Source organism: Glycomyces sp. NPDC046736, from assembly GCF_040645615.1.
GTDB lineage: Bacteria > Actinomycetota > Actinomycetes > Mycobacteriales > Micromonosporaceae > Glycomyces.
In genome coordinates this window covers 58412-74878 of sequence record NZ_JBEYYO010000004.1, presented here as the reverse complement: position 1 = coordinate 74878, position 16467 = coordinate 58412, and the positions used below count along the sequence as shown (strand labels likewise).

Below are 16467 nucleotides of genomic sequence, written 5' to 3'. Positions count from 1 at the left end.
GCGGCGACGGAGGGGGAATCGTGGGCAGGGAATTCAAGGGCACCATCAATCTCGACGTGCGCGACTCGGTGCCGGACTGGGACGCGTACCTGGACCCGAAGGCCCCTGGGGGCGCGCCGAACGTCCTGGTCGTGCTCTACGACGACACCGGCTGCGCGGCCTGGTCGCCCTATGGCGGACGCATCCAGATGCCCACCTTGGACCGGCTCGCCCAGAACGGCGTGACCTACTCGCAGTGGCACACCACCGCGCTGTGCTCCCCGACCAGGTCCACGTTCCTGACCGGGCGCAACCACCACCAGAACGGTTTCGCGTGCATCTCGGAGTACTCGACCGGCTTCCCCGGGTACAACGGGCACGTGCCGCCCGAGTGCGCGACCATGGCGACGGTCCTGCGCGACGCGGGCTGGTCGACGTTCTGGGTCGGCAAGAACCACAATGTGCCGCCCGACGCCGGGACCATGGGCTCGTCGAAGAAGCAGTGGCCCCTCGGCATGGGGTACGACCGGTTCTACGGGTTCATCGGCGGCGAGACGAACCAGTGGTATCCCGACCTGGCCGAGGACAACCACTACATCGACCAGCCGTACGGCCCCGAGGACGGCTACCACCTCTCCAAGGACCTGGCCGACAAGGCGCTGGAGTTCATCCGCGACTCCAAGCAGGGCGAGCCGGACAAGCCTTGGTACATGTGGTTCTGCCCCGGCGCGAACCACGCTCCGCATCATGCGCCGCAGGAGTTCATCGACAAGTACAGGGGCGTCTTCGACGACGGCTACGATGCCTATCGCGAATGGGTGCTCCAGCGGATGGTCGAGAAGGGCATCCTTCCCGAGGGAACCGAGCTGACCGAACTCAATCCGATGGCGCCGGGCACGTTCAGCGAGGCCGACTCGGTCCGTCCCTGGGGCGAGCTGTCCGAGCCCGAGCGGCGCCTGTTCTCGCGCATGGCCGAGGCGTATGCGGCCTTCTCGGAGTACACCGACGTCCAGATCGGCCGGATCGTCGACTATCTCGAAGAGTCCGGGCAGCTCGACAACACGCTCATCATCTACGCCGCGGACAACGGGGCCTCGGGTGAAGGCAGCCCGAACGGCTCGGTCAACGAGAACAAGTTCTTCAACGCCTGGCCCGACAGCATCGAGGAGAACATGAAGCTCCTCGACGAGCTCGGCGGCCCGGACGGCTACAACCACTATCCGACCGGTTGGGCCGTGGCATTCTCCACGCCTTACCGGATGTTCAAGCGCTACTCATATCAAGGCGGCGTATGCGACCCGCTGGTGATCCACTGGCCCGCGGGGATGCGCGCCCGCGGAGAGGTGCGCCACCAGTACCACCACAGCACCGACATCGTCCCGACCATCCTGGAATGTTGTGGCGTGGACATGCCCGAGGTCGTCGGCGGTGTGGAGCAGACGCCGCTGCCGGGCGTGTCCATGCGCTACTCGTTCGACGAGGCCGAGGCTCCGACGCGCAAGCGCACCCAGTACTACGAGATGCTCGGGACCCGCGCCATCTGGCACGAGGGCTGGAAGGCCGTGGCCGAGCACGGCCCCGTCCCGCTCGACCGGGGCCGCTTCGACCAGGACCGCTGGCAGCTCTTCCACACCGACGTCGACCGAGCCGAGGCCCGCGACCTCGCCGACGAGCATCCGGAGAAGGTCGAGGAGTTGCGGGCCCTGTGGCGGGAGGAGGCCGAGAAGTACGGTGTCCTGCCGCTCAGCGACATCGGCCTGCTCATGTTCGAGGACCTCCGCTACCGCGTGCCGGTGCCCGAGGACGGACGCTACGTCTACTACCCGAACACGAGCCCGGTCCCCGAGGCCTCGGCCGCGAACACGCACGGGCGCTCGTTCAAGATCCTCGCCGAGGTGGACCTCACCGAGGACAGCCGGGGCGTGATCGTCGCCCAGGGGTCGCGTTTCGGCGGTCTGAGCTTGTTCTGCAACGACGGTGAACTGGTGTTCGTCTACAACTTCCTCGGCATCAAGCCCGAGCAGCGCCTCGCCGTGCCGCTGCCCGGTCCCGGGGCGCACATCGTCGGCGTGGAGTTCGTCAAGGAACGTGTGGGCGAGCACAGCGAATCGCATGGGCCGCTGCGGCTCCACGTGGACGGCGCGGTGGTCGCCGAGACCGAGATCCGCACGCAGACCGCGAACTTCTCGCTGTGCGGCGAGGGGCTGTGCGTCGGCTACGACGGCGGCGACTCCGTCAGCGCCGACTACCAGCCGACGTTCCCGTTCACCGGCGGCACGATCGCGAAGGTCGTCTTCGACATCGCCGACGACGCCTATGTGGACATCGAGCGGCAGATGTCCGCCGCGATGTCCCGCGACTGAACCGCATCCGCTCGACGTGTCGGCCCGCCTCTGGCGGGCCGACTTCGTATTCTCGGCCGGACACCCAGGAGGCCCACGTGCAGCCAGCGACGACCGACACAGACATGATCCTCGTCCCCGGCGGCGAGTTCACCATGGGCTCGGACCGCCACTACCCCGAAGAGGCCCCCGCGCACCGCGTCGCGGTGAGCCCCTTCCACATCGACGCGTATCCGGTCACGAACCGCGACTTCGCCGCGTTCTGCGAGGCCACCGGGCACGTGACGGCCGCTGAGCTCGCGCCCGACCCGGCCGACTACCCCGGCGCCGACCCCGCGCTCCTCGTCCCGGCTTCGGCCGTGTTCACGCCGCCGAGTCACCCGGTGCCCCTTGACGACGCCTACCGGTGGTGGACGCACGTGCCCGGTGCGAACTGGCGCCGCCCTCTGGGTCCCGAATCCGATGTGGATGATCTCGGCGACCATCCCGTCGTCCACATCGCCTACGCCGACGCCGAGGCGTACGCGGCCTGGGCTGGGAAGCGTCTGCCCACCGAAGCCGAATGGGAGCACGCCGCCCGCGCCGGAGCCGACACCGAATACGCCTGGGGCCCAGAGCTCACGCCCGGTGGCGAACACCGCGCCAACGTCTGGCAAGGCGACTTCCCCCACCACAACGACCAGGCCGACGGCTGGTACCGCACCTCACCGGTGGGCTCTTACGCCCCCAACGCATTCGGCCTGTACGACATGATCGGCAACGTGTGGGAGTGGACCGCCGACTGGTGGTCCCAGCACCGGCCCACCCCGACGCCCGCCTGCTGCGCACCGGCCCCGCGCCAGGACCCGACCGGCGGGAAGCGCCTCCTCAGCGTCGACCCCGCCACCCCGATTGCCGAACGCGTCCCGCGCAAGGTCATGAAGGGCGGCTCGCACCTGTGCGCCCCCAACTACTGCCGCCGCTACCGCCCCGCCGCCCGTCTCCCGCAGACCGTCGACACCACCACCGGCCACCTCGGCTTCCGCTGCGCCCGCACCCCGTGAACTGCCGCCGCGTCCGGCGGCGCTGAAGCGCAGCGCGGTGGAGGCCGACCCCCGAGATTGACATTGATGGATGCGGCTCTTAGTATGGCAGCACCCTCACCGAAAGTTTCATTCGAGTTCTGAAACTTTCGGTCCGTAGTTTCCCCTCCTCCGGAGTTGAACCGCTCATGAAAGCTCATACCCGCAGACGCCTGCGGCGCCGTGGCCTGGCCGCGGGCCTCGGTGTCCTGATGACCGCTGCGAGCGCCCTCGCGTTCGCGCAGCCCGCGGCCGCGCAAGAGGTCGTCTACTCCTCCGACTTCGAAGACGGCACGGTCGGCGACTGGGCCCCGCGCGGCCCGGTCGCGCTCGACGCGAGCGACGGCGCGCTGCTGACCACCGGCCGCGACGCCGACTGGCACGGGCCCTCGCTCGACATCACCGACCACATCGCCCCCGGCGGGATCTACGAGATCGCCGTGCGGGCCCGCTTCGCCGACGGTTCCGAAGGCGAGCAGCTCACCACCACCGTGCAGCGCGAGAGCGCGGCCGGGACCAGCTACGACAGCGTCGTCTACCAGGCCGCGGCCGGTGCCGACTGGATCGAGCTGCGCGGCGAGTATTCGATCGCGTCCCCGGCCGAGCTGCTCACGTTCTACGTCGAATCGCCCACTGTGGACGCCTCGTACTGGATCGACGACTTCACCATCACCGAGCTGGAACCGCCCGGGATCGAACCGGACATCCCCTCGCTCAAGGACTTCCTGGCCGACGACTTCCTGTTCGGCGCCGCGATCGACAGCCGCGACATCGTCGACCCGTACTCGCAGCTGCTGAACAAGCACTTCAACTCGATCAGCGCCGAGAACCACATGAAGCCCGACGCGATCCAACCGACCGAAGGCACCTTCACGTTCGCCGCGGCCGATGAGCTGGTCGAATACGCCGAGGCGAACGGCATGGAGGTCTGGGGCCACACGTTCCTGTGGCACACCGACCAGACCCCCGAATGGTGGTTCGAATACCCCGCGGGCCACCCCAACGCGGGCCAGCCGCTCGGCGACTCCGATGAGGACCGCCAGATCATGCTCGACCGCCTCGAAGCCCACATCGGCGCGATCGCCGAGCACTACGGCGACCGCATCTGGGCCTGGGACGTCGTCAACGAAGTCATCAGCGACAACAACGCCGAGGTCTACCGCAACAGCCGCTGGTACCAGATCTTCGGCGGCACCGAGTACATCTCGGCGGCGTTCGAGATCGCCCGCGAGCAGTTCGACGCGGTCGGCGCGAGTGACGTGAAGCTGTTCATCAACGACTACGGCACCGAGAACCCCGGCAAGCGGGACAACCTCTACGGGCTCGTGGAGCAGATGCTCGCCGACGGCGTCCCCGTCGACGGCGTGGGCCACCAGACCCACGTCAACCTCAACACCTCGATCACCCAGATCGAGCAGAGCCTCGACAAGTTCGCCGAACTCGGGGTCCTCCAGGCCGTGACCGAACTCGACGTGGTCATCGGCGCACCCGGCGAGGGCGTCGAGTTCCCCGAGTACGAGGCGCGCCTGATCGAGCAGGGGCACTTCTACCGCGACCTGTTCGCGATGTACCGCGAGCACGCCGACCAGCTCGAATCGGTCACCGTGTGGGGCCTGCACGACGGCCGCACCTGGCAGCGCACCCGCGAACAGCCCCGGCCGCTGGAGAGCCCGCTGGTCTTCGGCGACGACCTGCGCTCCAAGTGGGCCTATTGGGGGATCGTCGACCCCTCGCGCCTGCCCGCCATCCCCGACGGGGCCGACCCCGAGTACGCGCGCGTCCAGATCCCCCTCGCAGAGGCCGCTCCTGAGGTCGACGGCGCTCGCGACGCGGCCTGGGACGCGGCCGCGCAGGTCGCGACCGGTGTGAACGTCGAAGGCACCCCTGACGGGGCGAAGGCCGACGTGTCGCTGTTGTGGGACGACCAGGCGCTGTACGCGCTGTTCGAGGTCACCGACCCGAACATCGACGAGGCCAGCCCCAACGCGTGGGAGCAGGACTCCGTCGAGGTCTTCCTCAACCCGGGGAACACCCGCGAAGGCGGGTACGGCGAGGCCGACGGCCAGTACCGGGTGAGCGTCTCGAACGCGGTCTCGGTGGGCGCCAACGGACCCGACGCGGGGGAAGTCACCAGCGCGACCGAGCTGACCGACACCGGGTACCGGGTCGAGATCGCGATCGCCCTCGCCGAAGGGCAAGGCGTGATCGGGGCCGAGCACGGCCTGGAACTCCAGGTCAACGACGGCACCGACGGTGCGCGCACTTCGGTGCACACCTGGTACGACCCGACCGGGCTGTCGTGGAACACCAACGCCAACTGGGGCATCGCCGAACTGGTCGAGGAGATCGAGGACGGCGGCAACGGCGGCGGCGGGAAGCTCCCGATCACCGGCGCGGGCCTGACCGCCGCGATCGCCGGGGCGGCCGTGATCGCGGCCGCCGGCGCGGTCCTGCTGGTGGTGCGGCGCCGCCGCGCGACCGAATGGGGCGCTTAAGAATCGACGGCCGGTGCCCGGACCGCTTGACCCCCAACCGATCCGGGCACCGGCCCTCAGCCGGCGACGGGCCGGCATGCCGCCGCCGAGGCCGGTTCCCCGCGAGGGGGACCGGCCTTCAGGCCGCGACGGGAATGCGGCGCAGATCCTCCACGACGGTCGCGTACGGCAAGTCGCCGAGCTCCTCTTCGGCGAAGAACCGGGTCATCAAGTCCACCAGCTGCGCGGGCCGTTCGAGGTGGATCAGGTGGTCGGCGCGGGCGATCTCGACGTACCAGCTCTCCAAGCACGTGAACGCCAACGCCCGGCACAGCGCGGGCGGGGTGAGCGTGTCGTGCTCGCCGGTCGTGAACAGGGTCGGGACGGTCGGGGGGACCGAGGGGTCGATGAGGTCGCGTGAGAGCAGCCGGTGGGTGTTGGCCACGAACTTCGCCAGGTCGGCCTCGTCGGCGTCGCCGAACCGCATCGACAGGACCCGCCGGACCACGGCCTTCGCGATGATGTCGGGGTGCGGGCTCATCAGCGCGTCGACCGCGGCGGGCCCGAACCGCTCCCTGGGGCCGTTCTCGGCCAAGGCGACGGCGGCGCGCATCATCGGCCGCGACTCGTCGGGGATGGCGCCCATCGTCCCGGCCAGCACCAGCCGCGCGAGCCGGTCGGGATGCGTCTGGGCCATCCGGTAGCCCACCGAGGACCCGTAGGAGCCGGCGAACAGGTTCACCTTCGCGATCCCCAGGTCGTCCAGGAGCCGCACGAGCGCTTCGACCGGGACGTCCGGTCCCAGGTAGGGCGGCAGCAGATCCGCCGCGCCCCAACCGGGGAGGTCGGGGCAGATCACGTCGGCGGCGGCGAGCATGCCCTGCTCGACGCGGCCCCAGTCCTCCTTGCGGTGCAGCGCCCCGCCGACGAGCACCACCGGGTCGAGCCGGGGCGACTCCGAGCGCGTCTGCCGCGACCAGTACGTGTACCCCGCCCAGCGGTGGCGGCGGACGTGCGGGTTGATCGGCGTGCGCGGCATGGAGGCTCCCGTTCGAGGTTCGCGGCACTGTGGTGCCGGAGATACGGGACTCCACCCTAGTATCCGAAATGCGAATTTCTGGTATTTTGTGTCCGCCTCGCGTGGCTTGCCCGGGATGCGAAACGGCCCGCGGCAATAGCCGCGGGCCGTCGATCCAGGTTCAGGCGGGGACGCCCTTCCACGCCTTCCACAGGCTCGCATACGCGCCGTCGGCCGCGAGCAGTTCGGCGTGGCTGCCCTCCTCGGCGATCCTCCCGGCCTGCACGACCGCGATCCGGTCGGCCGACTCGGCGGCCTGGAGCTGGTGGGCGATCGCGATCACGGTCCGCCCGTCCAGGGCCGCCGCGAGCGAGGCCTCCACGTTCCCGGCGCTGCCGGGGTCGATCCCGGCGGTCGCCTCGTCGAGGATCACCACATCGGGGTCGGCCAGGATCACCCGCGCGAGCGCCAACTGCTGCGCCTCGGCGAGGTTCAACTCGTGGTGCTCCTCGCCAAGCATCGTGTCCAGGCCCAGGTCGGCGGCCCACCGGGCGTCCACGGTCGCCAGCGCCGCCAGCAGATCGTCGTCGCCGGCTTCTGGCGCGGCGAGGTTCAGGTTCTCGCGGAGCGTCGCGGTGAACACGTAATGCTCCTGCGTCACCAGCACCACCTTGCGGCGCAACTCCTCCAGCGGCACGTCGGCGACCGGCGCGCCGCCGAGCGTCACCGCGCCCCGCCTCGGCCGGTCGATCCCGGCCACCAGGCGCGCGATCGTGGACTTGCCCGCCCCCGAAGGCCCGACCACCACCAGGCGTTCGCCTCTCCTGGGATGCAGGCTCAACCCGTGCAGCACGTCCGGGCCGTCCCCGTACCCGAACGTCACGTCGTCGAGGCGCACCTCGGCACCGGCCGGAGCGGCCTCGCGGACCTCGTCGGGCATGAGGTGGACGCCTTCGACGCGGGCCATCGCCGCGCCGCCCATCTGGAACTCAGAGAGCGACATCATCGACCGGAACACCGGCCCGTCCAGGCGCAGCGTGAGCATCGCGACCGCGACCACCTCGCCCACGCTCACCCAGCCTTCGAGGTACCACAGGCCGCCCACGATCGTGACCACGACGGTGGGCACCAGGAACGTCAGGTCCGTGGCCGGGAAGAACCAGGTCTGGAGCCGGATGATCCCTTTGAGGCGGTCCATGTGCGCCCCGGCCCGCCCGTACCCGGCCCGGCCCCGCTCGTCCTGCATCCGGTAGGCGGCGACGGTCTGCGCGCCCGCCGCCGAAGCGGTGAGCGTCTCGGCGATCTCGCTCATCGCGGCCCGCTCCGACAGGAACACCGGGCTCGCCAATCGCACGTAGCGGCGCGCGGCGAACACCAGCATCGGGACGCCCACCAGGAACAGCACCCCGAGTTTCGGGCTGACCACGAACGCGGCCACCGTGAGCACCACCAGCTCGATGATCGCCACGGCCACTTCGGGGCCGGTCTTGCGCAGCAGCTCGGCCACCGCGCCCACGTCCCCGGAGGTGCGGGTCGCCAGGTCACCGGTGCCCGCGCGCTCGACCGTCCCGAGCGGGAGCCGCAGCACCCGGTCGATGAACGACTCGCGCAGCCGCGCCGCGGCCCGCTCACCCAGCCGGTACCCGAGCCTGCGCCCGGTGCGCATGAGCACCAGCTGCAACACCACGCACGCCGCGATCGCGCCGCAGATCATGTCCACCCGCGAAGCGGCCCAACCGGTCCCGATCCCGTCGATCACCGCCCCAAGCATCACCGGCAGCGCCGCCCCGGCCCCCGCCGCGGCGATGTACAGCAGCACCACGAGCCCGAACGCGGCCTTGTCCTCGATGACCAGGCGCTTGACCGCGCGGAACATCGCGGCGCGGTCGGCGATCGGCAGCCGACCCCGGCGCTCGGTTTCCGACATGGCGCTCATCAGGACTCCAGACGTGAGGTAAGGGCGCGGTACTCGCCTTGGGCGGACAGCTCGGCGTGCGTGCCGACCGCGCGGACCTTGCCGTCCACCAGCCACGCGACCCGGTCGGCGCGGGCGAGCCACAGCGGCGACGCCGTCACCACGGCGGTCGTGCGCCCCGCGCGGGCCGCGGCCACGCGCTCGGCGATGAGGTTCTCGGTGTGCGCGTCGACCGCCGACGTGGGCTCGACGGCCAGCAGCGTCTCGGCGTCGGCCGCCAGCGCCCGGGCCAATCGCAGGCGCTGGCGCTGCCCGCCCGAGAGGTTCCGGCCGCCGTTGGTGATCTCGCCGTCGAGGGTCGACCCGAGGCTGGAATAGACGTCGGCCGCGCACGCGGCCTCGATCGCGGCCAGCGCCTTCGACTCCTCGACGCGGAGGGTCGCGGCCAGGCTCTGCGCGAACAGGTAGTCCTCCCTCAGGAGCAGGACGCGCTCGCGGACCTCGTCGAGGGTGAGGTCGTCAAGTCGCTGCTCGCCCCATTCGGCCTCGGACTCGCGGTAGCGCGCGAGGCGTTCCATGACCGCTTCGGCGGGTTTGGCCTCGGCGCTGACGATGACGGTGAGCAGGCCTTCCTCGACGGCGAGCCCCGACTCGGGGTCGCGCAGGGCCCCTCGGGCTCCGGCGGCGGTGCCGTCGTCGGCGATGTCGCTGCGGGTACGGAAGAACGCGGTGAGCCGCCGGGAGGCGACCTGCGCGGCGATGATCGACTGGGCCATGCCGATCATGGCCCCCGAGTGCTGGGCCACGAGCGCGGTCATCCCGAACGCGGCCGACAGCTCGCCCACGCTGATGGTCCCGGTCAGGGCCAGTCGCGCCCCGACCCAGGTGATGGCCGCGATGAGCGCCAACGGCAGGCTCGCCCGCAGGCCCTGCACCCACGAGTCGGCGGTCGCGACCCCGTATCCGGCTTCGCGCAGGTCTGCCGAGGCGGCCCGGTAGCGCTGGGAGAACTGCTGCTCCCCGCCCACGCCGCGCAGGACCCGCAGCCCGCCCACGACGTCGGCGGCCTGCCCGGTCAGGGTCGCGACCGAGGAGCGGTAGGCGATCTGGTGGTGCTGGAGCCGCCCGAGCACGGGCCCGACCACGAACCCGATGAACAGCACCCCGCCCGCGGTGGTCGCCCCGAGCGCCGGGTGGACGTTCCACAGGATCCCGGTCCCGACCCCGAGCATGACCAGACCCATCCACCCGAATCCGAGCTGGAAGATGAACGACCCGGTCTTGTGGGCGTCCTCGGTGGAGAGGTTCACCATCTCCCCGGGGGAGACCGCCCCGCGCACGCCGGTCCCGGCCCGGTTGAGGTGGTCGGTCAGGTCCCGCACGGTGCGCACGCGCGCGTGCGACTCGGCCATGAACAGGGCCCGGTACCCGGCCACGAACACCCACGACGAACCCAGGGCCACCACGACGAGCACGATCGACCACTGGAGCAGCGGGCCCGAGTCGCGGGCCACGAGGACTTCGTCGACGATCTTCGCGATCGCCCAAGGCAGCAGGATCCACGCCGTGCCCGAGATGCTCAACCCCACGAACCCGGCCGCGACCAGGCCCGTGTGGGCGCGGGCGACGTACAGGAGGTAGCGCCACGGGTCAGCGGGAATGTCCCCGGGGGACAGGGTCGGCGGGCGCAGCGGGTTCGGCTTCACAACAGTCAAAAGTAGGCACGGTCCTAGCCGAGCGGCAAGCGCATTTCCGGGACCGACCGGTGTGATTCCACCCGCACCGGCCTGTGGATAACTCCGGGCGCTGGACCCGGACCAGCGCCTCCGCCGCGGCGTGCAGGCCCGCAGTGAAACGCGGGTTCGCGCGCATCAGCGGTTCGGCCCGGGCGATCGCCCGCCAGGCGTCGTCCTTGTAAGTCTCGTCGCCGGTCGCCTCGAACGCCTCCAGCAGGGCCGCCGCCGCGAGGGCCCAACCCGAGGCCGTGGGGCCGTCGTGCACGTCGGCCGGGCGCGACACCAAGGTCTCGGCGTCGGCGGCCGTGTCGTAGAAGCCGCCCAGGCCGTCGCCGAAGTGGGCCCGGACCTGCTCCAACAGCGCCTGCGCGCGTTCGGTCCACACCCCGCCCAGACGCAGGAACCCCAACGCCACCGCCGCGTAGTCCTCCAGGATTCCCGGCGCCGTAGAAGCGTTGCCGCCCAACGAGACCCGCGCCAGACGGCCGTCCTCGCCCACGTGGACCCGGTGCAGCAGCTCAGCGGCCCGCTCGGCCGCCAGGAGCGAGTCGCGGTGGCCCGTGCGCGTCGCATACTCCGCCAGCGCCGCGATCGCCAAGCCGTTCCACGCCGCCACGACCTTGTCGTCCCGGCCCGGCTGCGGCCGCTCGCGCCGCGCGGCCAGAAGCCGGTGCCGCACCGCCGCCAGACGCGCCCCGTCCTCGGGATCGCGCGGCAGTTCCAGCACGTTCGCGCCGTGCTCGAAGTTCGGGTTCGCCGCGTCGATGCCGAACGCCTCGGCCGCCCAGGCCGCGTCCTCGCCCAGCACCGCCTCGAGCTCGGCGGTCGTCCACACGTAGGTGAGGCCCTCCACGCCGTCGGTGTCGGCGTCGAACGCCGCCGCGAAACCGCCCTCAGAAGTCGAGAACCGCTCCAGCAGGAACGCCGCGGTCTCGTCGGCGACGCGCGCGAACAGATCGCCCTCGCCGTAGAGACGCGCATACAGCCACAGGAGCTCGGCGTTGTCGTACAGCATCTTCTCGAAGTGCGGCACCGTCCACGAAGCGTCCACACTGTACCGGGCGAAGCCGCCCTCGAGCTGGTCGTAGATCCCGCCGCGCGCCATCCGCTCGGCGGTCAAGCGCACGTGGTCGAGCAGCCGCGCCTCCCCGGTGCGCACATACGCGTCCAGCAGGAACCGCAGCGCCGGGACCCCCGGGAACTTCGGTGCCGACCCGAAACCGCCGTTGACACGGTCGGCCGCAGCCAAGATCACCTCCGCGCCCGAGTCCAGAGACGCCGATCGCACCGGCGGCGCGGGCGGGCACGGCCCGTCCAGCGGACACGCCACGGTCACGTCCGCGAACGCCGCGCCACCCGCCGCGCTCGCCTCCACGATCGCCGCCCCCTGCGTCCGCAGCTCCTCACGCTGGTCCGACCACGCCGCGTGCACCGCGTCGAGCAGGCGCAGGAAATGCGTCTTGGGAAAGTACGTCCCGGCGAAGAACGGGGTCCCGTCGGGGAAGGCGAACACCGTCATCGGCCACCCGCCCTGCCCCGTGATCGCCATCGTGGCCTGCATGTACACCGCGTCCAGATCCGGCCGCTCCTCACGGTCGACCTTCACCGCCACGAACCGGTCGTTGATCGAAGCGGCCACCGTCGCGTCCTCGAACGACTCGTGCGCCATCACATGGCACCAGTGGCACGTCGAATAGCCGATCGAGATGAGCAGCGGGACCTCGCGCCGCTCGGCCTCGGCGAGCGCCTCGGGGCTCCACTGGCGCCACGCCACCGGATTCTCGGCGTGCTGACGCAGGTACGGGGATAGGGCTCCGGCCAACTCGTTCACCCGCCAAGCCTCCCACACGCGCCCGCCCGCACGGGCCCGGTGCGGGGCAGGACCGCGCGCGGTAGGGCCAGCGGTACCACGGCGCTGGTGCAGGCGGGGGGAGCGATTCGGGTGTCCGCGTCACTGATTCGGCGGCCCGAAATCGCGAGGATTTCTACATGGTTTCTTTTGCCCCCGCAGTGAATCGGGACGACCGCACCTCCGTCCTCAAAGGATTCGCGAACGTCGGCTACACGTCGCTCGCCGCCGGCGCCCTCGCCATGGTGATCCTGCACCTGACCTCGGGCCTCAACCCCCTGTACGCGGTCGTCAGCGTCCACCTCTACACCCCGCTGGGCTGGCTCCTGCCCGTCTCACTGGGCCTGTTCGCGCTCGGCGCCGCCGCGTTCGGCCTCATGGCCCGCGCCGTCGGCGGCCTGCCGCGCTGGCTGCCGTGGACGCTGTACACCTGGGCCGCGTTCATCAGCGTCGTGGCGATCGTGCCCTCCGACCCCGAAGGGGTCGCGCACTTCTCGACGGGCCACTTCGTGCACCGCTACGCCGCGTTCGCCGCGTTCTGCACCATGGCCGCGCTCGGGATCGTCCTGGGCCGCTGGCTGCGCCGCAACGCCCCCGGCGAGGAGCGCAGCGCGACCGCCTCGATCGTGTGCGGCTGGTTCTCGGTGGGCGTCCTGACCTTGACGTCGGCCCCGTACGTCCTGGAGTGGTTCGCCGTAGGCCGCCCGCAGTGGCTGGAGATGGGCGGCCTGCTCCAGCGCCTGACGATCGTCTCCGGGCTGGTCGCGCTCGCGGTGGTCGGCTCGTTCCTCAAGCGCCGCTCGGCCGCCGACGAATCAGTAGAAGCCTTCGGCGTCGGACTGGGCCAGCGCCCCGCACGGGTCGTCGTAGCGGCCGGAGATGTAGCCCAGGCCCCAGCGGATCTGGGTGACCGGGTTGGTCTGCCAGTCGTCGCCTTCGGAGGACATCTTGTTCCCCGGGTAGGCCTGGGGGATGCCGTAGGCGCCGATCGAGTTGGCGGCCAGTTCGTTCCAGCCCGACTCGCGGTTCCACAGGACCTCCAGGCACGCGAACTGCTCCAGGTCGAAGCCCCATTCGAGGGTGATCGCGCAGCCGGTGGCGCGGTTGCCGGAGTATTCGCCGCAGCTGGACGGGATGTTCACTGACGTCGGGTTGGTGTTGCGCGCGGCCTCTTCGGCGGCCTGGTCGGCGGCCTTCTGGGCCTCGTCCAGGCCTTCGGCCTTGTCCGCGGCGTAGTCGGCCACGGCGTCGGCCTTGACCGAGACGTCGGCTCCGGCGGTGGCGGCGATGTAGTTGAGGTGGTGGCCGCGGATGTCGTCGTAGGCGGCCTCGGCGTCGGCCTGGTTCTCGGCCGCGAGCTGGCTCGGGTGGTTCGCGTCCTCGTCGGAGGGCCGGTCGGTGACGGCCGAGACGGCGATGACGGCGCCGAGGGCGAGCAGAAGGCAGGCGGCGATCCGGGCGGCGTATCGGGTCAGGCGGGGGAGCATCGGCCCTCCGGGGGTGGTGGGGGAGAAGGGAAAAGGCCGGGGCGGCGAGGCCGCCCCAGCCGTGTGCGTCTAGTACCAGCCGACTTCTTCGGAGTGGGCCCAGGCCGAGCACGGGGTCCCGTAGCGGCCTTCGATGTAGCCCAGACCCCATTTGATCTGGGTGACCGGGTTGGTCTCCCAGTCCGATCCTGCGCTCTCCATCTTCGAGCCGGGGAGGGCCTGGGGGATGCCGTAGGCGCCGATGCCGTTGGCGGCCTTCTCGTTCCAGCCCGATTCGCGGTTCCACAGGGCCACGAGGCAGCCGACCTGCTCCATGTCGTGGCCGCGCTCGGTCGCCATCGCGCAACCGGTGGCCTTGTTCCCCGAGTACTCGCTGCACGAGCCGGGGATCTCGACCGAGGTGGGGTTGGTGTTCGCGGCGGCCGCGGCGGCGGCCTCCTCGGCGGCCTTGTCCGCGTCCTCCTGCGCTTTGTCCAGGTTCGCGGCGCGGTCGATCGCGAAGTCGGCGACCGCTTCGGCCTTGACGTCGACGTCGGCCCCCGCGGTCTCCTCGATGTAGTTGACGTGCAGGTACCGGACCTCTTCGTACGCCTCCTCGGCCTCGGCCTGCTTCTCGGCGGCGAGGTTGCTGGGGTGCTGGGCGTCGAGTTCGGCGGGGTCGTCGGTCACGGCGTTCACGACGATGACGGCCCCGAGTGCGAGGACGAGCACGGCGGCGAGTTTCGCGCCGTAGCGGGTCAGCAGTGGGATCATGCGCTCTACTCCTGTGTCCCGGGCGTCTGTGGACAGACGCCCGGGACACAGCATGCCAGAGCTCGCGGCTCAGCCTTCGAGCAGGTTGGTGACCATCTCGGCGATCTCGGAACGCTCACTGCGCGTAAGCGTGACGTGGGCGAACAGTGGGTGGCCCTTGAGTACGTCGATGACGCTGGCGACGCCGTCGTGGCGGCCGACCCGCAGGTTGTCGCGCTGGGCCACGTCGTGGGTGAGGACCACTTTGGAGCCCTGCCCGATCCGCGAGAGCACCGTCAGGAGCACGCCGCGCTCCAGCGACTGGGCCTCGTCGACGATCACGAACGCGTCGTGCAGGCTGCGCCCCCTGATGTGGGTGAGCGGCAGGACCTCCAGCATCCCGCGTTCGAGGACCTCGGAGATGACGTTGTCGTCGGTGACCGCGCCGAGCGTGTCGAACACGGCCTGGCCCCACGGGCTCATCTTCTCGCCCTCGGAGCCGGGCAGGTAGCCCAACTGCTGGCCGCCCACGGCGTACAGCGGGCGGAACACGATGACCTTCTTGAACAGCTCCCGCTCCAGGACCTGCTCCAGGCCCGCCGCGAGCGCCATCGCCGACTTGCCCGTACCGGCCTTCCCGCCGAGCGAGACGATCCCGATCTCGGGGTCGAGCAGCAGGTCGATCGCGACGCGCTGCTCGGCGGAGCGGCCGTGGACGCCGAAGGCCTCCCGGCCGCGCACGAGCTGGATCTGCTTGTCGACGGTGACCCGGCCCAGCGCCTTGGATCCGTTGCCGTTGAGCACGAGCCCGGTGTGGCACGGCAGGTCCACATCGGGCGGGAGGTCGGCCTCGCCGCCTTCGAACAGGGCGTCGATCAGCTCGTCGGGCACCGACAGCTCGGCCATGCCCGACCAGGTCGGGTCGGCGGCCTGCCCGTGCCGGTACTCCTCGGTGGGGATGCCCACCGCGGAGGCCTTGACGCGCAGCGGCATGTCCTTGGTGACCAGCACCGAGTCGGCGCCCTCCAGGCCCAGGGCCCGGGTGACGGCGATGATGCGCGAATCGTTGGAGTCGAGCGCGAACCCGGCCGGAAGGCCGGAGGTGTCGACGTGGTTGAGCTCGACGCGGAAGGAACCGCCGTGGTCCCCGATCGCGATCGGCTGGTCGAGGCGCCCGTGCCGGATGCGCAGTTCGTCGAGGCGCCTGAGGCACTCCCGGGCGAACCAGCCCAGCTCGGGATGGTGGCGTTTGGCTTCCAGCTCGCCGACGACGACGAGCGGGATGACCACGTGGTGTTCGTCGAACCGTGAGAACGCACCTGGATCTGACAGCAGAACCGAGGTGTCGAGGACGTAAGTGCGTTGCACTGGCACGGTCGCCTCCCGGGTGTCGATGTGAAGGGGCGGTGCTCGCCTGCGGCTTGCAGACTCGCCGTGCCCCGTTGGTAGGTCACACTCTAGTTGGGAGGTGTGTCACTCCGCCACCGTAAAATGCATCGAAAGCAACACTGGTAGTCACGGGAGCGTCGGAAATCCGACAAAGCAGACACGCCGCGTTATCTCACGATCACTGAAAGTGGACGTGTTCTCGGTGAGAATGAGCTCGTGTCAACCGTGAGCGTCGCCGAACTCAAGTCGGCCATCGCCGCCGCCCTCCAGCAGGTCCGCGACGGCCAGGCCGCGATCACCGCCGCCAGTCAGAACATCGAGTCAGCACAAGGGAGCCTCACCGCCGCCACCGCCGGCTCGGGCCACGACGCGGTCACCACCGCCCAAGCCGCGCTCGCGCAGGCCGCCGCCGAACTGGAGCAGTCCCTGGCCGCGACCTTCGCGGCCGCCGAACAGGCCGAGACCTACGCCGCGACCCTCTAGAA

At 70.6% G+C, this 16467-nt stretch carries 11 protein-coding genes and 1 pseudogene; 5 read left to right on the top strand and 7 right to left on the bottom strand.

Features of this window, described 5'->3' with window-relative positions; genetic code table 11:
• Positions 1–20 precede the first annotated feature (20 nt).
• The 3 genes from AB0B28_RS05770 (at position 21) to AB0B28_RS05760 (ending at position 5877) form a co-directional block, all read left to right on the top strand.
• Positions 21–2342, top strand: coding sequence for an arylsulfatase (locus tag AB0B28_RS05770; RefSeq protein WP_360117120.1), 2322 nt, complete (start codon positions 21–23; stop codon positions 2340–2342).
• A 104-nt stretch (positions 2343–2446) separates the two neighbouring features.
• The gene (locus AB0B28_RS05765; protein WP_360117768.1) at positions 2447–3364 is read left to right on the top strand and encodes a formylglycine-generating enzyme family protein; all 918 of its coding nucleotides are present in this window, start codon (positions 2447–2449) and stop codon (positions 3362–3364) included.
• Positions 3365–3594: 230 nt separating this feature from the next.
• On the top strand, positions 3595–5877 hold the full coding sequence (locus AB0B28_RS05760) for an endo-1,4-beta-xylanase (protein ID WP_360117117.1): 2283 nt from the start codon (positions 3595–3597) through the stop codon (positions 5875–5877).
• Between the two features lie 118 nt (positions 5878–5995).
• On the opposite strand, the gene AB0B28_RS05755 is transcribed toward AB0B28_RS05760, so the two are convergent.
• The 4 genes from AB0B28_RS05755 to AB0B28_RS05740 form a co-directional block, all read right to left on the bottom strand.
• A complete protein-coding gene (locus AB0B28_RS05755; protein ID WP_360117114.1) occupies positions 5996–6895 on the bottom strand; it encodes an alpha/beta hydrolase in 900 nt (299 codons plus the stop codon).
• Positions 6896–7055: 160 nt separating this feature from the next.
• Positions 7056–8810 carry an ABC transporter ATP-binding protein gene (locus tag AB0B28_RS05750; RefSeq protein ID WP_360117111.1) on the bottom strand — a complete coding sequence of 585 codons (1755 nt, stop codon included), beginning with the start codon at positions 8808–8810 and terminating at the stop codon, positions 7056–7058.
• On the bottom strand, positions 8810–10495 hold the full coding sequence (locus AB0B28_RS05745) for an ABC transporter ATP-binding protein (RefSeq protein WP_360117765.1): 1686 nt from the start codon (positions 10493–10495) through the stop codon (positions 8810–8812). The genes AB0B28_RS05750 and AB0B28_RS05745 overlap by 1 nt, the downstream gene beginning before the upstream one ends.
• The gene (locus AB0B28_RS05740; RefSeq protein WP_360117108.1) at positions 10440–12356 is read right to left on the bottom strand and encodes a thioredoxin domain-containing protein; all 1917 of its coding nucleotides are present in this window, start codon (positions 12354–12356) and stop codon (positions 10440–10442) included. Before AB0B28_RS05740 ends, AB0B28_RS05745 begins: the two co-directional genes overlap by 56 nt.
• A 158-nt stretch (positions 12357–12514) precedes the next feature.
• Here AB0B28_RS05740 and AB0B28_RS05735 point away from each other — a divergent pair.
• A pseudogene (locus tag AB0B28_RS05735) lies at positions 12515–13096 on the top strand (DUF998 domain-containing protein); the annotation flags it as partial.
• Positions 13097–13189: 93 nt separating this feature from the next.
• Here AB0B28_RS05735 and AB0B28_RS05730 read toward each other — a convergent pair.
• From AB0B28_RS05730 to AB0B28_RS05720, 3 genes are all read right to left on the bottom strand, one after another.
• Positions 13190–13861: a lytic transglycosylase domain-containing protein gene (locus AB0B28_RS05730; RefSeq protein WP_360117105.1), complete on the bottom strand. Its 672-nt coding sequence runs from the start codon at positions 13859–13861 to the stop codon at positions 13190–13192.
• 69 nt (positions 13862–13930) lie between these two features.
• The gene (locus AB0B28_RS05725) at positions 13931–14614 is read right to left on the bottom strand and encodes a transglycosylase SLT domain-containing protein (protein ID WP_360117103.1); all 684 of its coding nucleotides are present in this window, start codon (positions 14612–14614) and stop codon (positions 13931–13933) included.
• A gap of 69 nt (positions 14615–14683) precedes the next feature.
• Positions 14684–15967: a PhoH family protein gene (locus AB0B28_RS05720; RefSeq protein WP_360117100.1), complete on the bottom strand. Its 1284-nt coding sequence runs from the start codon at positions 15965–15967 to the stop codon at positions 14684–14686.
• Positions 15968–16198: 231 nt separating this feature from the next.
• Here AB0B28_RS05720 and AB0B28_RS05715 point away from each other — a divergent pair, with 231 nt between their 5' ends.
• Positions 16199–16465: a hypothetical protein gene (locus AB0B28_RS05715; RefSeq protein WP_360117097.1), complete on the top strand. Its 267-nt coding sequence runs from the start codon at positions 16199–16201 to the stop codon at positions 16463–16465.
• Positions 16466–16467: the final 2 nt, after the last annotated feature.

Coding starts and splice junctions, on each gene's coding strand:
- AB0B28_RS05765 (WP_360117768.1), top strand. CDS start 2,447: ATGATCCTCGTCCCCGGCGGCGAGTTCACCATGGGCTCGGACCGCCAC.
- AB0B28_RS05760 (WP_360117117.1), top strand. CDS start 3,595: ATGACCGCTGCGAGCGCCCTCGCGTTCGCGCAGCCCGCGGCCGCGCAA.
- AB0B28_RS05755 (WP_360117114.1), bottom strand. CDS start 6,895: ATGCCGCGCACGCCGATCAACCCGCACGTCCGCCGCCACCGCTGGGCG.
- AB0B28_RS05750 (WP_360117111.1), bottom strand. CDS start 8,810: ATGAGCGCCATGTCGGAAACCGAGCGCCGGGGTCGGCTGCCGATCGCC.
- AB0B28_RS05730 (WP_360117105.1), bottom strand. CDS start 13,861: ATGCTCCCCCGCCTGACCCGATACGCCGCCCGGATCGCCGCCTGCCTT.
- AB0B28_RS05725 (WP_360117103.1), bottom strand. CDS start 14,614: ATGATCCCACTGCTGACCCGCTACGGCGCGAAACTCGCCGCCGTGCTC.